11 protein-coding genes, 1 tRNA gene and 1 pseudogene are annotated in these 16,459 nt (G+C 51.0%); 6 read left to right on the top strand and 7 right to left on the bottom strand.

Annotated features, from left to right (window positions below; all coding sequences use genetic code 11):
• Window positions 1-6: 6 nt before the first annotated feature.
• The 3 genes from fdnG to aspT form a co-directional block, all read right to left on the bottom strand.
• On the bottom strand, window positions 7-3,060 hold the full coding sequence (fdnG, locus tag PY793_RS03180) for a formate dehydrogenase-N subunit alpha (RefSeq protein ID WP_275176644.1): 3,054 nt from the start codon (window positions 3,058-3,060) through the stop codon (window positions 7-9).
• 467 nt (window positions 3,061-3,527) lie between these two features.
• Window positions 3,528-5,120: a bifunctional aspartate transaminase/aspartate 4-decarboxylase gene (locus PY793_RS03185; RefSeq protein ID WP_275176645.1), complete on the bottom strand. Its 1,593-nt coding sequence runs from the start codon at window positions 5,118-5,120 to the stop codon at window positions 3,528-3,530.
• A 33-nt stretch (window positions 5,121-5,153) separates the two neighbouring features.
• Entirely contained in the window at window positions 5,154-6,836 is a 1,683-nt protein-coding gene (gene aspT / locus PY793_RS03190) for an aspartate-alanine antiporter (protein ID WP_275176646.1), read from the bottom strand.
• A 258-nt stretch (window positions 6,837-7,094) separates the two neighbouring features.
• Here aspT and PY793_RS03195 point away from each other — a divergent pair, with 258 nt between their 5' ends.
• Window positions 7,095-8,069 (top strand): hypothetical protein, encoded by a 975-nt coding sequence (locus PY793_RS03195; protein ID WP_408744647.1) that lies wholly within the window; start codon window positions 7,095-7,097, stop codon window positions 8,067-8,069.
• Between the two features lie 86 nt (window positions 8,070-8,155).
• On the opposite strand, the gene PY793_RS03200 is transcribed toward PY793_RS03195, so the two are convergent.
• From PY793_RS03200 to PY793_RS03215, 4 genes and pseudogenes are all read right to left on the bottom strand, one after another.
• Window positions 8,156-9,802, bottom strand: coding sequence for a globin-coupled sensor protein (locus tag PY793_RS03200; RefSeq protein ID WP_275176647.1), 1,647 nt, complete (start codon window positions 9,800-9,802; stop codon window positions 8,156-8,158).
• The gene (locus tag PY793_RS03205; protein WP_275176698.1) at window positions 9,769-11,352 is read right to left on the bottom strand and encodes a putative bifunctional diguanylate cyclase/phosphodiesterase; all 1,584 of its coding nucleotides are present in this window, start codon (window positions 11,350-11,352) and stop codon (window positions 9,769-9,771) included. Before PY793_RS03205 ends, PY793_RS03200 begins: the two co-directional genes overlap by 34 nt.
• Before the next feature lie 261 nt (window positions 11,353-11,613).
• A pseudogene (locus PY793_RS03210) lies at window positions 11,614-11,952 on the bottom strand (PAS domain S-box protein); the annotation flags it as partial.
• Between the two features lie 662 nt (window positions 11,953-12,614).
• A tRNA-Gln gene (locus PY793_RS03215) sits at window positions 12,615-12,688 on the bottom strand.
• A 193-nt stretch (window positions 12,689-12,881) separates the two neighbouring features.
• Here PY793_RS03215 and PY793_RS03220 point away from each other — a divergent pair.
• The 5 genes from PY793_RS03220 (at window position 12,882) to PY793_RS03240 (ending at window position 16,337) form a co-directional block, all read left to right on the top strand.
• Window positions 12,882-14,012 (top strand): Ppx/GppA phosphatase family protein, encoded by a 1,131-nt coding sequence (locus PY793_RS03220; protein ID WP_275176648.1) that lies wholly within the window; start codon window positions 12,882-12,884, stop codon window positions 14,010-14,012.
• Entirely contained in the window at window positions 14,009-14,794 is a 786-nt protein-coding gene (locus PY793_RS03225) for an RlmE family RNA methyltransferase (RefSeq protein WP_275176649.1), read from the top strand. Before PY793_RS03220 ends, PY793_RS03225 begins: the two co-directional genes overlap by 4 nt.
• A gap of 30 nt (window positions 14,795-14,824) precedes the next feature.
• Window positions 14,825-15,061 carry a sulfurtransferase TusA family protein gene (locus tag PY793_RS03230; RefSeq protein ID WP_275176650.1) on the top strand — a complete coding sequence of 79 codons (237 nt, stop codon included), beginning with the start codon at window positions 14,825-14,827 and terminating at the stop codon, window positions 15,059-15,061.
• An 84-nt stretch (window positions 15,062-15,145) separates the two neighbouring features.
• Window positions 15,146-15,400, top strand: coding sequence for an exodeoxyribonuclease VII small subunit (locus tag PY793_RS03235; protein WP_173957829.1), 255 nt, complete (start codon window positions 15,146-15,148; stop codon window positions 15,398-15,400).
• A gap of 1 nt (window position 15,401) precedes the next feature.
• The gene (locus tag PY793_RS03240; RefSeq protein WP_275176651.1) at window positions 15,402-16,337 is read left to right on the top strand and encodes a polyprenyl synthetase family protein; all 936 of its coding nucleotides are present in this window, start codon (window positions 15,402-15,404) and stop codon (window positions 16,335-16,337) included.
• Window positions 16,338-16,459 lie beyond the last annotated feature (122 nt).

The raw sequence follows: 16,459 nt of genomic DNA on the forward strand, positions 1-16,459 counted from the left end.
CGCACCTCAGACTTTCTCAACATTAACAAGAAAAGCTTTAAATTCAGGCGTCTGGGAATTGGCATCCCCGATGGCCGGAGTCAGCGTGTTAGCCAGATACCCCTTCCGGGTCGCGCCCTTGAATCCCCAGTGGCAAGGCACACCGACCTGATCCAGATCTTTGCCCATGACACTCAGGCGCTTGAGTCTTTTTGTAACCACGGCTTTGGCCTCAATATACCCTCGGTGGGAGGAAACGCGCACCATATCGCCCGCAGCAATACCAAGCTTGCCTGCCAGTTTATCCCCAATTTCTACAAACTGCTCAGGCTGCATGATGGCGTTCAGCCTGGAATGTTTCGTCCAGTGCCGGAACAGTTCCGTAATAGAGTATGTCGTGGCCACATATGGGTACTGGGCCGGATCACCCATGCGTGGTTTTTCATCCGCATAAAAACGTGCTGCCGGGTTCCGAAGCGTGGTTTTACCCAGCGCAGAGGATAGAACCGGGGTTTCGGTTGGCTCGTAATGTTCGGGGAATGGCCCGTCAACCAGCTTGTTTCCACCAGCAAACAAAAGACCAACGCCTTCGCTGTGCATGATAAACGGCCCAACGCCGCTATTGGGTGGAGAGGTTACGGGGTAATCCGGCACATCACCACCTTCCCAGCGCTGCCCGTCCCAAGCAATAATCTGCCGCTTGGGGTCCCATGGGCGCCCCTGAACATCGAGTGAAGCCCGGTTGTACAGAATACGGCGGTTGGCAGGCCATGCCCACGCCCAGCCGGGTGTGGTGCCCAAACCTGTATCCGTATTGTCACGCCGGGCCATCTGGTTACCGGATTCGGTCCATGAGCCAGCAAAAATCCAGCAGTAGCTGGCTGTAGTGCCGTCATCTTTCATAACCGAAAAATCAGGGAGCAGTTCACCCTTGCGTACAACAATCCGACCTTTGTCGTCTGTTATGTCGGCCAATGCATAGCCATTGGCTTCCTTGGCGACCTCCTCGGGCATTGGGTCTTCGGGGTCGCGATAATTCCACTGCATATTTAGAACAGGTTCAGGGCAGACCCCGCCTTCCTTTGCATACAGTGCCCGGAGCTTGGTAAAAATGGTGCCAATAATGTGACCATCATTCCATGCTTCGCCCGGTGGTCTGGCACCTTCATAATGCCATTGCAGCCAGCGCGCGGAGTTGACGATAGAGCCGTTTTCTTCTGCAAAGCAGGAGGCTGGCAGCCTGAAGACTTCTGTCTGGATATCTTCGGACTTCACATCATTAAAGGCACCTTCATTCTGCCAGAAGTTGGCAGTTTCCGTATCCAGCGGATCCATGGTGATCAGGAAGCGGAGCTTGGAGAGTGCGTCGCGCATGCGGTTTTTATCCGGCATGGCGGCAAGGGGATTGAACCCCTGTGCGATGTAACCGTTAACCTTGCCCTGATGCATCATTTCAAAATAGGCCAGCATATCGTAGCTGCGGTCCCATTTCGGGAGCCAGTCGTAGCCCCAGTTGTTTGTGGGCGTTGCGTGATCACCCCATAGGGTTTTCATCAGGCTTATGAAGAATTTAGGCGTATTGTGCCAATAGTTGGCCTGACCCGGTTCATCCGCATGAGGTGTTGCGGCTTGCAGGTAGGAGTCCAGCGTCTGCTGACTGTCTTTGGGCAGGTTCATATAACCCGGCAGGCGGACTGACAGAAGTCCGAGGTCAGTAAAGCCCTGGATGTTGGAGTGCCCACGCAGGGCATTCAGGCCACCACCAGGCATGCCGACATTGCCGAGCAGAAGCTGAATCATGGCGGCGGTACGAATGATCTGCGTACCGTTGGTATGGTGCGTCCAGCCCAGCGCAAACAGGATGGTTGATGTCAGGTCTCGTGCGCTTGTTGCCGCAAGGGTTTCGCAGACATGCAGGAAGTCTTTTTCAGGCGTGCCGGTAATCTGCGTCACTACATCGGGTGTATAGCGTGCGGCATGCTGGCGCAGCAGATTGATGACACAACGCGGGTTCTGCAGAGTTGGGTCAGTAACCGCATACCCTTGCGCGTCACGTTCATAAGCCCAGGAAGATTTATCATAGCTCCGTTTTTCAGCGTCATAACCGCTAAAAAGACCATCATGGAAGCTGAAATCTTCACGCACGACAAACGATGCGTTGGTATAGGATTTAACATAGTCATGCTGAATCTGGTCATGCGTCAGGAGGTAGTTGATCACCCCCAGCAAAAATGCGCCGTCAGAGCCTGCACGGATAGGGGCATAAAAATCTGCCACAGCGGCACTGCGGTTGAACCGCGGGTCCACAACCATAACCTTGGCACCATTGCGGATTTTGGCTTCCATCACCCATTTAAAACCAACCGGGTGTGCTTCAGCCGGATTGCCGCCCATAATCAGCACAACATTGGCGTTTTTAATGTCCACCCAGTTGTTGGTCATGGCCCCGCGCCCAAGTGTCGATCCCAGGGCGGAAACGGTGGGGCCGTGGCATAGCCGGGCCTGGCAGTCCATGCCCAGCATGCCCATTGACCGTGCAAATTTAAAATCCAGCAACCCGGTTTCATTGCTGGCAGCAGAAGAGGCCAGCATGCCCGTGCTAAGCCAGCGGTTAACGGTCTCGCCTTTTTCGTTTTTCGCTATGAAATTTTTATCACGATCATCTTTGAGCAGGCGGGCAATACGATCGGTCGCCTCGTCCCAGGTGATCCGGGTCCATTCCTTGCTGCCCGGGGCACGGTAGGAAGGATACTGCAGGCGGCCTTCGCTGTGAATGAAGTCTATCAGGCCCGCCCCTTTTGGACAGAGCGAACCACGGCTTACGGGGTGGTCAGGGTCACCTTCGATATGGAAGATGTTGGGCTTGGCATTTTTTGCGCCATCTCCCAGAGAATACATAAGCAACCCACAGCCAACCGAACAGTATGTGCAGTTGTTCCGTGTTTCCCTTGCGCGCAGCAGCTTGTATTGCCGCGTTTCCTGCGCAAAAGCCTGCGGCGGGGCAAAACCAAGGGCAATGGCGCTGGCTCCCCCCACGCACGTTCCTGCACTTTTTAAAAATTCTCTGCGCCCCAGAGCCATCTGAACCATCCCGGTTTTGTAAAGAAACGATAGTATTATATCTGCTATATATACTTCGCAAATTAAAGCATTGATCAGGATCACATTGGTGTGCTTTTCCGCCTATTTTTTGTATTTTTACGCATAAATACAAAGAAGTGTTGCAAAAATGTATATATTTAATATGCCAATCAGGGTCGGAATGGGCCTGATACCGCAGTTGTCTATATTTATATAAATATAGACATATACATGTCCGTTTTTAAATTATACTTTATCCATCAGATCACCCCGCACGGTCCGAATCTATTTCGGACATATCCGTTAGGTATATAAAAGTAAAATACAATTCCAAGTTTATTTATTGATATATTGATTATGAATAGATTATATAAAAATGGTGTGGTGCAGAGATATGCACCACACCATGATTTAAAAAGTATTATCTAAAGCAGGGCAAAAATCGTCCCTGTCTTTAGATTTGGGCATTATGCGTCGCTTTTTAAAAATTCCTGATAATATTCATTTGCCATTTTGCGCAAAGAACGCCCAATGGCTGCGTACTGGTATTCGCTCAGATTCGCCAAAGAGGCACGGGCTGCGGGTTTTTGCACTCCAAAGCCTTCGCCAGGTAGAAGAACGATACCGGTTTCATCTGCTATGCGGAACAGCATTTCGCCAGTGCTTGCACGCTTGAGCATCCATTTGGCGAACTTTTTGCCGTAAAGTTCACGGGAAACGGTTTCCAGATCGATCAGGGTATAATAGTCGACCGCATTGGCATCTTCTTTTGGTTCAACACCGAGTTCGCGGTAAAGCGTTGCTTCCCGGCGGCGGATAACCGCTTTGAGAGAGGCCTTGTAATGACTGGTTTCATCCATCAGGGCAAAGAGGGCAAAGAGTACCATCTGCACCTGCTGGGGTGTGGAAAGGCCAGCCGTATGATTTAAAGCGACTGCGCGACTGTCCGCCACAAGGCGATCAATGAATTTGAGTGTGCTGGTATCCGTTGTCAGGCTTGAATAACGGCGCCCAAGATTTTTACGTACGTTCTCTGGAAGAGCACGAAGCAGTCCATCAATGGCATTATCTTTATGGACGCCAATGACACCTAAACGCCAGCCTGTAGCTCCAAAATATTTGGAGAAGGAGTAAACCAGAATGGTGTTGGCCGGGCACACCGCATAAAGGGAGCGGAAGTTATCTGCAAAGGTGCCATACACATCATCTGTCAGGATCATCAGGTCAGGACGATCGTTTTTGACGATGGATGCAATCAGCTCCAGCGAGGCGTCATCCATTTTCACAGACGGCGGATTACTGGGATTGACGCAGAAGAAAATTTTAACAGCCGGGTCTTTCAGCTTTTCCAGTTCAGCAGCAGGATACTGCCAGTTCATGTTGGGGTCGGCATGAATGGAAACAACTTCCAGCCCATATTCATCCAGTTGCGGAATTTCAATGTAAGGCGAGAAAACTGGCAGACCAATAGCGACCTTATCTCCTTTTTTCACCAAGCCATTCTGCTTGAGTGTGTTGAAGATATAAGCCATGGCGGCGGTGCCGCCTTCGGTCGCAAAAAAATCCGTGCTTTCAACCGGCAGAGCGCTTCCTACCATTTCGCGCAGTACGTAGTGCCCTGCGATCTGCTCGCTCATGGTTAGCATACGCGGTGGGGTTGGATAATTGCACCCTAAGATACCCTCAACCATCTCGTGCAGGAAGGCCGAAGCGGAAAGTCCCATTTGATCACGGACATAGCTCAGTGCCCGGCCCAGGAAGAAAATGCCGCTTTTGTCCCGATTATCCGCCAGAAAACGTTCAAACCGCTCTTCAATGCCTTCCACACGTGCCTGACCGCCCACGCCGGCCGTCATGTAGGAAAATGACAGCTCAGATTCCGAAACGGCAAACTGTCCAAGATGGAAAAAAGCTGAACGAGGAAGTGTGGCCAGAAAATTGGGGTTCCCCCGACCGGCATTCAGCATGGCACGGTCTGTGTGACTGGACGCCAGCCGAATGAGTTCGTCTTTCAGTTCAAACGGGCTAAGGTCTTTGAACTTGGCGTAATCAATAGCCATCGTGTTCTCGCTTTCATAAAGTGCAAAACAGGATCAGGAAAAAGCAACCACCAAAGGCCCAAGAAGGGTCAGCAGCACATTTGCCACGGCATAGGTAATGGCAAATGGGGTTGTTGGAACAGAATTGCCAGCTTTGTTAAGGACTTCGCCAAAAGCTGGATTGGCGCTGCGTGAGCCAGCCAGGGCTCCGGCAAAAATGGCCGTGTTGTCATAACGGAGCACGTAGCGGCCGAACAGCATGGTCAGGATAAGTGGTACAAGCGTGACAACAACACCAAGCATGAATAATGTAACGCCGTGTTCGATAATGGTTGCCACAGCCTGCTGGCCTGTTTGCAGTCCAGTAACCGCAACAAAACCGGAAAGACCAAGGTCCACCAGTAAGGCTGAAGATGCCAAAGGCATATTGCCCTTTGTGCTGTGCTTACCTTGGTACCAGCCAAATAAGAGCCCGGATAGCAAAGCCCCGCCACCACTACCCAAAGTCAGGGGAACCGATCCCATGCGTACCACCACCAGCCCCATCAACAGACCCATAACCAGACCGCAGCCATGGAAAACAAGGTCGGTTTTAATACTGTTGGTCAGAATTGGCCCCAATTGGGCGGCAACGCGCTGGACGTCCTGACTGGCGCCATAAAGAGAAACGATGTCGCCTGACATCGCGCGCAGATCAGCATTCAGGGGAGCGGGCTTTCCGTTCCGGCTGACGCCCATGAGGTAAACGCCATGCCGTGCAGACGCGGCCAGCAACTCGACACATTCTGACACCGTTTTACCGAAAAATGCTTTGTTGGTCAGGGCAATGTTGCGGCGCACCATGGTCACATCCATGCTGTCTGCGTTGCGTATTTCCTTTCCTAGAGCCTGTCCTGCAGCAATAACGTCCGCCCTATGCCCGAAGAGTAGAACAGCATCGCCTGCGGCAAGTCGGGTATCCGGTGCAAAACCAAGAGTGCTGCCATTGCGGCGTATCTGCTCCACGGTAACTGCTGGCGTTTCTATTTGGCTAACCGTTTGCCCATTCTGGACGACGGTAAAAATACGCCCGACAAGCTCTGGCAGAGCAGGCTGTTCACCTTCTGCATAAATATGAACACCACCCATTTGCGCGGCTTCTGCCTTCAGGGCATCTTCACGGATACTACGCTTTGTGAGCCACGGCAGAATATTGACGCAAAGAATAATGGGGCCCAGAGAGCCAAAAATATAGGTCACCGCGTAACCAACCGCGACATTCCCCTGCATCTGCTGGACCTGAGCCAGCGGAAGCCCAATTTTTTCCAAAGCTGAACTGGCTGTTCCAATAATGGCGGATTGCGTTAGGCCACCGGCGGCAATGCCAGCCGCCAAACCTTTGTCTAAATGGAAAATACGGGCAACCGTTACAACAGTCAGCAGACCGCTTACGGCCAGAACAACAGCCATGAGCAATTCACGCATGGACTGACGTCCCAGTGAGCGGAAAAACTGCGGACCACTTTGAAAACCAACGGCATAGATAAAGAGTGCAAACAGCACGGCCTTGATGCCGGAATCAATGTGTATGCCAATCTGGCTGATCGCGACAGCGGCAAGCAAAGACCCGGCGACCCCACCAAGCTGGAAAGAGCCAAAGCGGATTTTTCCTATAGCGTAACCAATTGCAATGGCTAGAAACAGGGCAATTTCCGGGCATGAATTGAGGAGCATTTTAACAAAATTCGTTATTTCCATGCGGTGGGAACTTTGCTTCTCTGGTTTTCAAAGCTTACATTTCTGTTGTGACTGGCTGGCTGTCAAGTGACTCTTTCATTGTTTATAAATAATAAACCTGACAATAGTTTCCATATCGGATTGTTACGATTTCCGCATGAAGTATAACATGAATGTCCTATCTGAAATTATTTATACATTGTATGGATTTTTTTGCCAATCAATGTTATACGGATTGAAACTCATAATCTGTATTGAGTGCGGAAAAGAAACATAGAAATGATAAGTATAAAAAAAATAAATTATCAGCATTTTCTTGCCGCATCTGGTATCATGCTGACATTTTATACGGGAGCCGCGCATGCGGCAGATGATCAGTGGTACACAGGCTCTCTAGTCTCTCCTTCCGGGGCAGAAGCTCATGCTGGCCTTCTTGGCATTGAACCCTATTATAGCTACACACAGCCAGTGGGTTATTTTGCATCGGATGGTAGCAGTCATCCACAGCACCCAAGGCAACAGACGTTTAGTAATTCTACCATGTGGAAATATGGGATTACTGATCATATCAGTATTCAGGCACATACGGTGGTGAATTATGGCTGGGAGCATGGGCAAGGACATTCATCTGGTCCCAAATTCGGGGATTTTCCAGTAGATATGGTATGGAGATTTCTAGACCCCAATCCCAAAAAATATATTCCTGCGCTCAACCTTTTCGCGGGTGTATATTTTCCTACAGGGGATTATAATAAATTACAGCACAAACAGGACAGTAACGGTACGGGCGCGTATGTTTTCCGGATGGCTATTACTGAGCAGTCGACTTATGTTGTGAATGGAAACCATGCGTTGCGTTTACGCACATGGGGGTGGTTCCGCCATGCTCTTGCCTCTACTCGTCTGGAAGATATGACCAGTTATGGAACGGGCAATGGCTTTCGTGGTCGTGGTAGTCCCGGAATGAGCGGACAGGCAGGTTTTTCTCTGGAATATGGATTGAACCACTCCTGGGTTCTGGTAATGGATTTGGCGCGGGACTGGGCGAATGGTTCCCACGTATGGGGCTCCAACGCTACAGGTAAATATGTTAACCGCATTGCGTCCAGCAGTGGTGACTGGCAGCTCGCCCCTGCTGTGGAATACAGTTGGAGCCCTCGCTTTGGGGTAATTGTTGGTTCTGCAATCTATTATGCAGGTCATAATACAGGTGTAAAAATTTCGCCGCAGTTTGCGGTTAATATGATTTATTAAAAGGTTCTGCAATTGAATGATGTGTAATAAAAAGGCACCTCATTATTGTTATGAGGTGCCTTTTTATTTTTTGTGTAGTGAATAAATTACGACAGGGTAAATTCGTCCAGCAAACCTTTGAGCCGACGGGCCTGTTGCGCCATACCAGAGCTTGCCGCAGAAGTTTCTTCCACCATCGCTGCGTTCTGTCGTGTACCCTGATCAATGGAGGAAACTGCATTATTAACTTCCTGCAAAGCCGTAGCCTGTTCGGATGCCGCCTCCGCTATGGCTTTCAAATGATCGCCAATATCCGCCACGCTCGAGATAATAGTGCTAATGGCATGCCCGGCTTCTTCCATAATTGAAACGCCGGACAAAACCTGCCCACGGGATGTCTCCACAAGTTCCTTGACCTCTTTAGAGGCATTCCCAGCACGATTGGCAAGATCACGAATTTCTTGCGCCAGAACGCGGAACCCGCTCCCCGCTTCGCCAGCACGAGCTGCTTCCACACCGGTATTAAGTGCGAGCAGGTTGGTCTGGATGGCAATGTTGGACATAACGTTGGTAATTTTGCTGATAGCCTCGGACGATCTCTCGATCTCGGACATTGCGGCCGTTGCACGATTGATCATAACCCCAAACTGTTCTGTAATATTCTGGCAGTTATTTACAAAAGCATTAGCTTCGGTCACTCGAGTGGCTGTAGAAGTAACTGTTGCTGTAATCTGTTCAACAGCAGAAGCCGTTTTTTCCACTGATACAGCCTGCTGTTCCGTCCTGCGCGCCAGATCCTGAGCGGCACTATTGATCTCACCCGCCGTAATGTCGATTGTTTCTGTCGTGTTATTGACAATCCCGAGTGTCTCACGCAGGGATTCAATGGCACCATTCAGATTATCACGCATCGGGATGTAAGCTGAGGGCAGTTCCTTATCCATTTTCTGGGACAGGTTACGTTCGGACACTTCGCTCAGGATGATACCAAAACTGTCCGCAACAAAAGTCTGCTCTTTCCGGATCAGTTCATCACGTGATTTCTCGCGCGCTTTGTCTGCTTCTTCCTGATAGACGGAAATCGTTAAATCCATTTCAAGCATGACTGCCGAGCACAGGCTTGCCAGAGCTTGCCCTACTTCTTCTGTGGAAATGGACTGTTTTTTTGTAAATAAACCTGGCTTGGGTGCCAGGGTCGAGATAACACTCCGGATTATGTGGTTCATAACAATGGCATAACCCCCAATGTACCAACGCGGTTCCAGACCAATCCGCGCGTGAACATTGCCGATGGTATAAACTTTCTCTGCATGCCTTTGATCAAAATTAGCAGAAGAAATATGTTTCCAGTGTTCCTGCTGGGCATGTTTTGCACGCGCCATTTGCGCTTCTGATGAAAAGAACTTGCTTGTCTCAGGAGTTTTGCGAATCTGTTCGTAAAAAATATCCAGTGCAATCGGCAATTCACGATCAATAATATCTTTGATCAGACGAATGGAGGCGCAGTCCTTGTCTGTTAATTTCATGAACTTGCGACGGTATTCCAGGTCTGCAAAGTCATGAGCACGACTTTGTGCATGTCTTATTTCTTTAACGATGCTATTCATTTTTCTTCTCCTGTTTATATTTTCCTGAGGTTTTTTCTGGCTGGGAATATCCTCCTGGCCAGTAGATGCTCTCAATAATTTAGATAAATGGTGTCTGTTTTTGCATCTTATTCCTATGATGCAAAAGATGATCGGGTCTGCATCCAATGTAAAAGATCACCTGGCGGCATGGGGCGGGCAAACAGGTATCCCTGCATGACATCGCAGCCCATAGCGCGCAGACGTGTTTCCTGAAACATGTCTTCTACGCCTTCTGTCACAACATGCACACCAAGTCTTTTGCCAATATTGATCGCAGCTTCAGTCACGATAAGAGAACTGACGTCTTTTTCGAAATTAATGATAAAGCTGCGGTCAATCTTGATTTCTGTCAGCGGCAGATGAGAAATGCGCGACAGAGAAGAAAAACCCGTGCCAAAATCATCAAGGGATAGACCAACACCAATCTCGCGCAGGGCAGTGAGAGTTGTCATGGTCTCAATGTTCTGCTGCATCATACCGCCTTCCGTTATTTCTATTGTCAGGCGGTTGGCAGCAAGGTTGTAACGCGCGAGCAGATTGACAATCTGTTCCGTCAAGCTGGGATTACTAAAATGCGCAGCAGATAGGTTTACGCTCACAGTCGGAACATGTAGCCCGATTTTATCCCATTTGACAATCTGAACACACGCCTCCTCCAGTGACCATAATCCAATAGCTTCAATCTGGGCTGTTTCTTCTGCGATGGGAATAAAGCATGAGGGCGGAATAGTACCCAATGTCAGGTGATGCCAGCGTGAGAGTGCCTCTACTCCGTATAGCATATTGTTTTTCATGCTGATCTGGGGCTGGTAAAACAATTCCAGTTCAGAATCCTGAATGGCCTTGCGCAAGGCCGACCCAATGATAACACGCGCACGGACATCATCATTCGCAATGCTCCCAAGGAGGCGGAAGCTTTTGCGGGCTGTTTTTTTGGCTTCGAGCATGGCCATTTCAGCCCGGTTCAGAATATGCTCGATCTCAAGACCATCATCCGGGTACAGACTGATACCAATACTCAGCGAGATGATTATTTCCTGATTATTGATAACAACCGGCTCGCGCATTGCGGATGTCAGGCTGTCAGCAAACGCATTTGCAATATCATGATCCCCATTGGGGATAATAACGACAAAATCGTCACCACCCAATCGGCCCGTTATAAAATTACTCCGGCATTGCGCGGTAAGACGCTGGGCCATGGTCTGCAGAAGAGCATCCCCCTGATCATACCCCATAAGGTTGTTGATGTCCTGAAAAAGGTCAACATCCAGAACAAGCAATGCAAACGGAGCACCAACCGCTTGCAGCGTCATTTCCTTCAGGATTGTGGTGACCGCGTTGCGGTTCAGTAAACCCGTTAGCGCGTCATAACGATCCAGGCGGCTCAGTTGCAGGCGGGTTTTGCCCCGCTCGATAATGGCCGCGCAGGACGGCACGCACCCTGCGACAATTTTTTGGGGCCAGTTGGTTATTTTATCCCGGTTGCGCGAGTAAAGGGCGAAAATACCGATTAGCTCCCCTGCCCCGTTGCAGATAGCTGAAGCCCAGCAATCCAGGAATTCGCTTTCCTGTCCATTGCCAGCGGTGTCATCCCAGACAATGGAACGTGCTTCTTCTGGAACCTGAGTGAGTGCTGCGATATCCGCATCAGTCAGTACAACGCGCATCAGCATCGCAATTTTTCTGCGAGATAACCCTTCCCCAGAGAGAATCTCAAGGTTTTGTTCAGAATTGACCTGTAAAAGGGCAGCTACACTATTAGGGACAAGCTGCTCAGCCTCCGAGCAGAGCATGTCCGCGATGTCCTGCTCTGGAGATTCTCCTGAGAGTTCATGGAAAACACGGTTCTGGAGGTCCAATATTTTTCTACGATGACTTTCCTCAGTGACGCCTTTAAGGAAAGCCATATAATAACGCTGCTTGTCTGGCCCGATTATAGCCGTGGAAATCGACATTTCAGCAGCAACATAGTCGCCATTGGTGCGACTGAAGACAACCTCTCGTGAGGTACCAACAATATGATTAATGCCAGTATTTCTATTGTGGTTAATATAACCATCATGCTGGGCGCGATGCTCAAACGGTACAAGGCAATTCACATTCTTACCAATTACGTCTTTGGCGGGACAGCCCCAGAGATGTTCGGCAGCGGTATTGAAAAATACAATGTGATTAAGCTGGTTAATAATAACAACGCCGTCGGCTGCCTGCTCAAGCATGTCAAAATATAACGTTGCGTCATGAGAAAGAGTACAAGATTCGGAAGCAAGCATTGTTAAGCCTTGGATGCGTAAAGGGCTATGCAGTGATACTGGACGAAGGCGTTATTATGATAAGAGTATAGTGATTGACCTCTATAGCGATTACGAATCCGCAAGTATACTCCCTGCGGTGAACACCTTGAGGCGTAATCATTTTGAGTAATGATAACCTCAAAACCTCTTGTAAATGCACGAATAATAACTCTACACCGCCAGCCAACACCTTTGCGACTGTGACGCAGGGCTAGAATATCAAACGCACCACCTGATTTTCATTTAGCTGCCTCGTTCTACAAAAGAATAATTTTTAGATAATATCAAGCGCGTTTAAGGTTTGTTAACAGAATTTCACTCGGTTGAGCATTTTATGGGTTTGGTTGAATGCCTCAGCAACATGAAGGAATGCTTGGCATCAACTTAGCCAATGCTTTGCTATACTTATTCCATGTGTAGATAAATAAACCCAACCCATTCACGGCGCTGCGTATTTAGGCTCAGCTCCGTACGAACCCAGCATATTTTTAATGAAATCTTAAGTCAATGGTAATGAGGTATTATGAAGGCATGATAAATGCCGCAATAAAACACACGAATATGCGGCGAGCTAAGACTGCTTGAGACAAGCTAGATCCTTAACCTAAGCACACACTCTATAGTATAATCAGGAGAAAAAATGGCTGGGGGACCTGGATTCGAACCAGGGCTGACCGGGTCAGAGCCGGTAGTTCTACCGCTAAACTATCCCCCAGCAGGACGACGCTTTAGAAGTGCAAAACACCACTTCCTTGCCGGTGACGCTCTACTAGCACTGTCATATTGGGCTTGCAACCCTATTCAACAAAAGAATTTTGTTTGGGATGCATATTTATCTTGTCCCCGAGCCATGTGGTCCCCAGAATAAGAAGAGATGTGTGCAACCCCAGTTACCAAGGACCGGACAGATGGATCACCCTCTTCCCTGGACCGGCCCCTCGGTCAACAGGCTTTTCCCTCTCTCTCATAGCGTGAATGGGGAACCGGATCTCTTTGGTGCGCTTGATCTGGGTACCAATAATTGCCGCCTGATGATTGCCTCCCAAACGGCGGGGGGGTTTAGGGTGGTGGACAGTTTCACCCGTACCGTGCGGTTAGGGGAGGGTCTGCATCACACTGGTCGCCTGAGCGAGGATGCAATGGGCCGCACGGTCGAGGCGCTGCAAATTTGCGCGGATCGGCTGGCGCGACGCAAGGTGGGAATGTTTCGAGCTGTCGCAACCGAGGCGTGTCGCCGCGCGGTTAATGGGCAGGACTTTATTACGCGCGCTCGAGCCGTAGCTGGTTTTGACATTCATATTATATCCGGCCGGGAAGAAGCTAGTCTGGCGGTCGAGAGTTGTGCCAACCTGATACACAATCCCCGTTTCGGCTTACCCCGGAACAGAGCCCTCCTGTTTGATATTGGAGGCGGCTCTACGGAAATTGCATGGATCCGTAGCGATGCGGCACGACAAACAGAATCCCTGATCGGCTACCTCAGTCTGCCGGTTGGTGTGGTCACGTTATCGGAGCAGTTCGGTCCGATGGAAGACCTGACGCCTGAGCGCTATCGCGCCATGGTTGATTATACCCGCACATTCTTGAATGACTTCGAAAATGTTCACCGCATCCGTTCGGAGATCCGCCGCAATCAGGTGCGGCTGATCGGCACGAGTGGAACGGTTACAACTCTTGCCAGTCTTATCCTTAATCTTCCTCGGTATGCGCGCGCCGCTGTTGATGGGTCATTGCTGCCAGCCAGCAGCGCGCGAATTGCTATGCGCAAGTTGCGGGATATGGGGCTGAGCAGCATTGAAAACCATCCGTGCATTGGCCCGGATCGTGCCCCTTTTGTTCTCCCGGGTTGTGCTATTTTTGAAGCTATTCACGATATATGGCCAATGCAGGATATTATTGTTGCGGATCGTGGGTTACGAGATGGCATGATTCTACGCATGCTGCGCAAAGCCTCCCTGATGTCACGCCGTTCTACGCGACCTCTTCATCCCCGGGAGGCTCTTTCCACACAGAATTTAATGCAGGCAACAGGTTTATGAGCGATAAGAAACCCCGTTCATCAGGGCATTCTTCCACATTGCGTGTTCCCGGGCGTGCGCGCAAAAGCAGCGCGACCCCAGGCAGCAAGCAGGCAAAAGATGATGCTGATGCTCCGCAGCGGATGCGCACGCAAACGGTTTCCCTCAGAACCGCGCGCGGCAGGACAACAGCCCAGCAAAAATGGCTCGCACGCCAGTTGAACGACCCATATGTTCAGGCGGCTCACAAACAGGGCTGGCGTTCCCGCGCTGCGTTCAAGCTGATTGAACTTGATGACAAGTTCGGTCTGATCCGCCCAGGGATGCGCGTTGTGGATCTGGGAGCCGCGCCTGGCGGGTGGACGCAGGTGCTGGTCAAGCGTGGCGCTGCTCAGGTGGTCGGGGTCGATTTGCTGCCGGTTGACCCTGTGCCCGGTGCCGAAATCATAGAAGGGGATTTTACAGACCCCGATATGGCCACAACCTTAACAACCATGCTGGGCGGCAAGGCTGACCTTGTTGTATCGGACATGGCGCCCAATACAACCGGACACGGGCCGACTGATCACATCCGTATTATCGGTCTGACTGAAGAAGCTCTGCATTTTGCCTTCGAAATCCTGGCCGAAGGCGGTGGCTTTGTTGCCAAGGTGTTCCAGGGTGGATCCGAAAAAGCCATGCTGGATATCCTCAAGCAGGCTTTCTCCCTCGTGCGTCATGCCAAACCTCCCGCCAGCCGCAAGGATTCGGCGGAACTCTACGTTGTGGCTACGGGTTTCAGGCCGCACAGGCTTAAAGTCTGAACGTGCTGTACGGAATTATGAAGTATGATCATGAGTGAGACTGTTCTTGATGTCAGGGGGTTAAATTGCCCCCTCCCCGTTCTCAAAGCCAATCGTGTTCTGCGTGGTCTGCCTGAGGGAGCGCGTCTGCGGGTTTTAGCGACTGATCGTGCTTCCGTGTCCGATTTTCAGGTTTTCTGCAGGGAGACCGGGCATGCGCTTGTGTCTTTTGCAGATGAAAACGGGGTTTTCGCCTTTACGATCAAACGGCGGGCGCAGGATGGATAATTTTCGGTCATAGCTGAAATTCCGCCAGTCATTGACAAGCAAGGCTTGGCAGAAGGCCCCTTCTCGCGCTATTGGCTGCCCTTCATGAAGGATAGGGACGCCCGCACAATGCCGGACAACATCACTTCGCTGTCTTTTGAGGACGCACTTTCCGAACTGGAAAAAATTGTGCGCGGCTTGGAAGGCGGTCAGATGAAGCTGGAAGATGCCATTAAGGCATATGAGCGCGGTGCGGCCCTACGGCAGCATTGTGAGGCCAAGCTGAGTGAAGCCGAAGCCCGCGTGCAGGCGATCGTGCAACGGTCCGACGGGTCGTTGGACATGAAACCGATGGACTGAGATGTCGATGACTGAGCCGACGCAAACCACAATCATTCGCGCAACTGATGCTGCGCTCCTCAAACAGGACATGAGCGCGCGTGCGAGCGTGATAGAAAGCACGATCGATGCTCTGCTTCCACCTACAAAGGGAGGAGATGCGCGGCTGATAGATGCTATGCGCTATGCCACTCTGGGGGGCGGCAAGCGCCTGCGCGGCTACCTTGCGGTTACGGCCGCCAGCCTGTTCGGGGTACCGGAAAGCCAGTCCGCCAGAGTGGCCGCTTCTGTTGAAATGCTGCATGCCTACTCCTTGGTGCATGATGACCTGCCTGCCATGGATGATGATGACATGCGCCGTGGCCAGCCCTCCACGCATCGGAAGTTTGATGAGGCTACCGCCATTCTGGCCGGGGACGCCCTGCAGACCAGAGCGTTCGAAATCCTTGCCGCAACCCATACGCATGCAAGTGCGGATGTGCGCATCGACCTGATCCAGAGTTTTGCTGAAGCCTCCGGTGCCGCAGGCATGGTTGGCGGGCAGATGATCGACATGGAAGGCGAAGGGCGCGCTCTGCCGCTGGATGAAGTCCGCCATCTGCATGCGCTTAAAACTGGCTGTCTTATCCGTTATTCGGCAGAAGCCGGTGCCATTCTGGGGCAGGCCTCGGCTGATCTGCGCAGGCGCCTCAGGGCATACGGTGCCAATATCGGCGCAGCGTTCCAGATAGCGGATGATGTGCTGGACGCCACAGCCACAGCGGAAGAGCTGGGTAAAACCGCAGGCAAGGATGAGGCCTCCGGCAAGTCTACTTTTGTGGCACTTCTCGGGATTGATGGCGCAAGAAACGAAGCCGCGCGCGTAACTGAAGCCGCGATTGCCGAACTCGCACCTTTTGGCGCACAGGCCGACCGGCTGCGGGATCTTGCCTACTACGTGATCGAACGGAGAAACTGAGATCATGGCCGACCAGAACGCCGCGTCACCGATTCCCACTTTTGGCCGTTTTCCTGCGCTGGACCGTGTCCGTGTTCCTGCGGACCTGCGCAACCTGTCTGTTGAGCAGCTCAGGCAGCTTG

The sequence above is a fragment of the Acetobacter fabarum genome, from assembly GCF_029069195.1.
Lineage (GTDB): Bacteria > Pseudomonadota > Alphaproteobacteria > Acetobacterales > Acetobacteraceae > Acetobacter > Acetobacter fabarum_A.

What these genes read in the sequence shown, in the direction of transcription:
- fdnG (WP_275176644.1), bottom strand. Translation starts at nt 3,060, where the DNA reads ATGGCTCTGGGGCGCAGAGAATTTTTAAAAAGTGCAGGAACGTGCGTG.
- PY793_RS03185 (WP_275176645.1), bottom strand. Translation starts at nt 5,120, where the DNA reads ATGGCTATTGATTACGCCAAGTTCAAAGACCTTAGCCCGTTTGAACTG.
- aspT (WP_275176646.1), bottom strand. Translation starts at nt 6,836, where the DNA reads ATGGAAATAACGAATTTTGTTAAAATGCTCCTCAATTCATGCCCGGAA.
- PY793_RS03195 (WP_408744647.1), top strand. Translation starts at nt 7,095, where the DNA reads ATGATAAGTATAAAAAAAATAAATTATCAGCATTTTCTTGCCGCATCT.
- PY793_RS03205 (WP_275176698.1), bottom strand. Translation starts at nt 11,352, where the DNA reads ATGCTGATGCGCGTTGTACTGACTGATGCGGATATCGCAGCACTCACT.
- PY793_RS03220 (WP_275176648.1), top strand. Translation starts at nt 12,882, where the DNA reads ATGGATCACCCTCTTCCCTGGACCGGCCCCTCGGTCAACAGGCTTTTC.
- PY793_RS03225 (WP_275176649.1), top strand. Translation starts at nt 14,009, where the DNA reads ATGAGCGATAAGAAACCCCGTTCATCAGGGCATTCTTCCACATTGCGT.
- PY793_RS03230 (WP_275176650.1), top strand. Translation starts at nt 14,825, where the DNA reads ATGAGTGAGACTGTTCTTGATGTCAGGGGGTTAAATTGCCCCCTCCCC.
- PY793_RS03235 (WP_173957829.1), top strand. Translation starts at nt 15,146, where the DNA reads ATGAAGGATAGGGACGCCCGCACAATGCCGGACAACATCACTTCGCTG.
- PY793_RS03240 (WP_275176651.1), top strand. Translation starts at nt 15,402, where the DNA reads ATGTCGATGACTGAGCCGACGCAAACCACAATCATTCGCGCAACTGAT.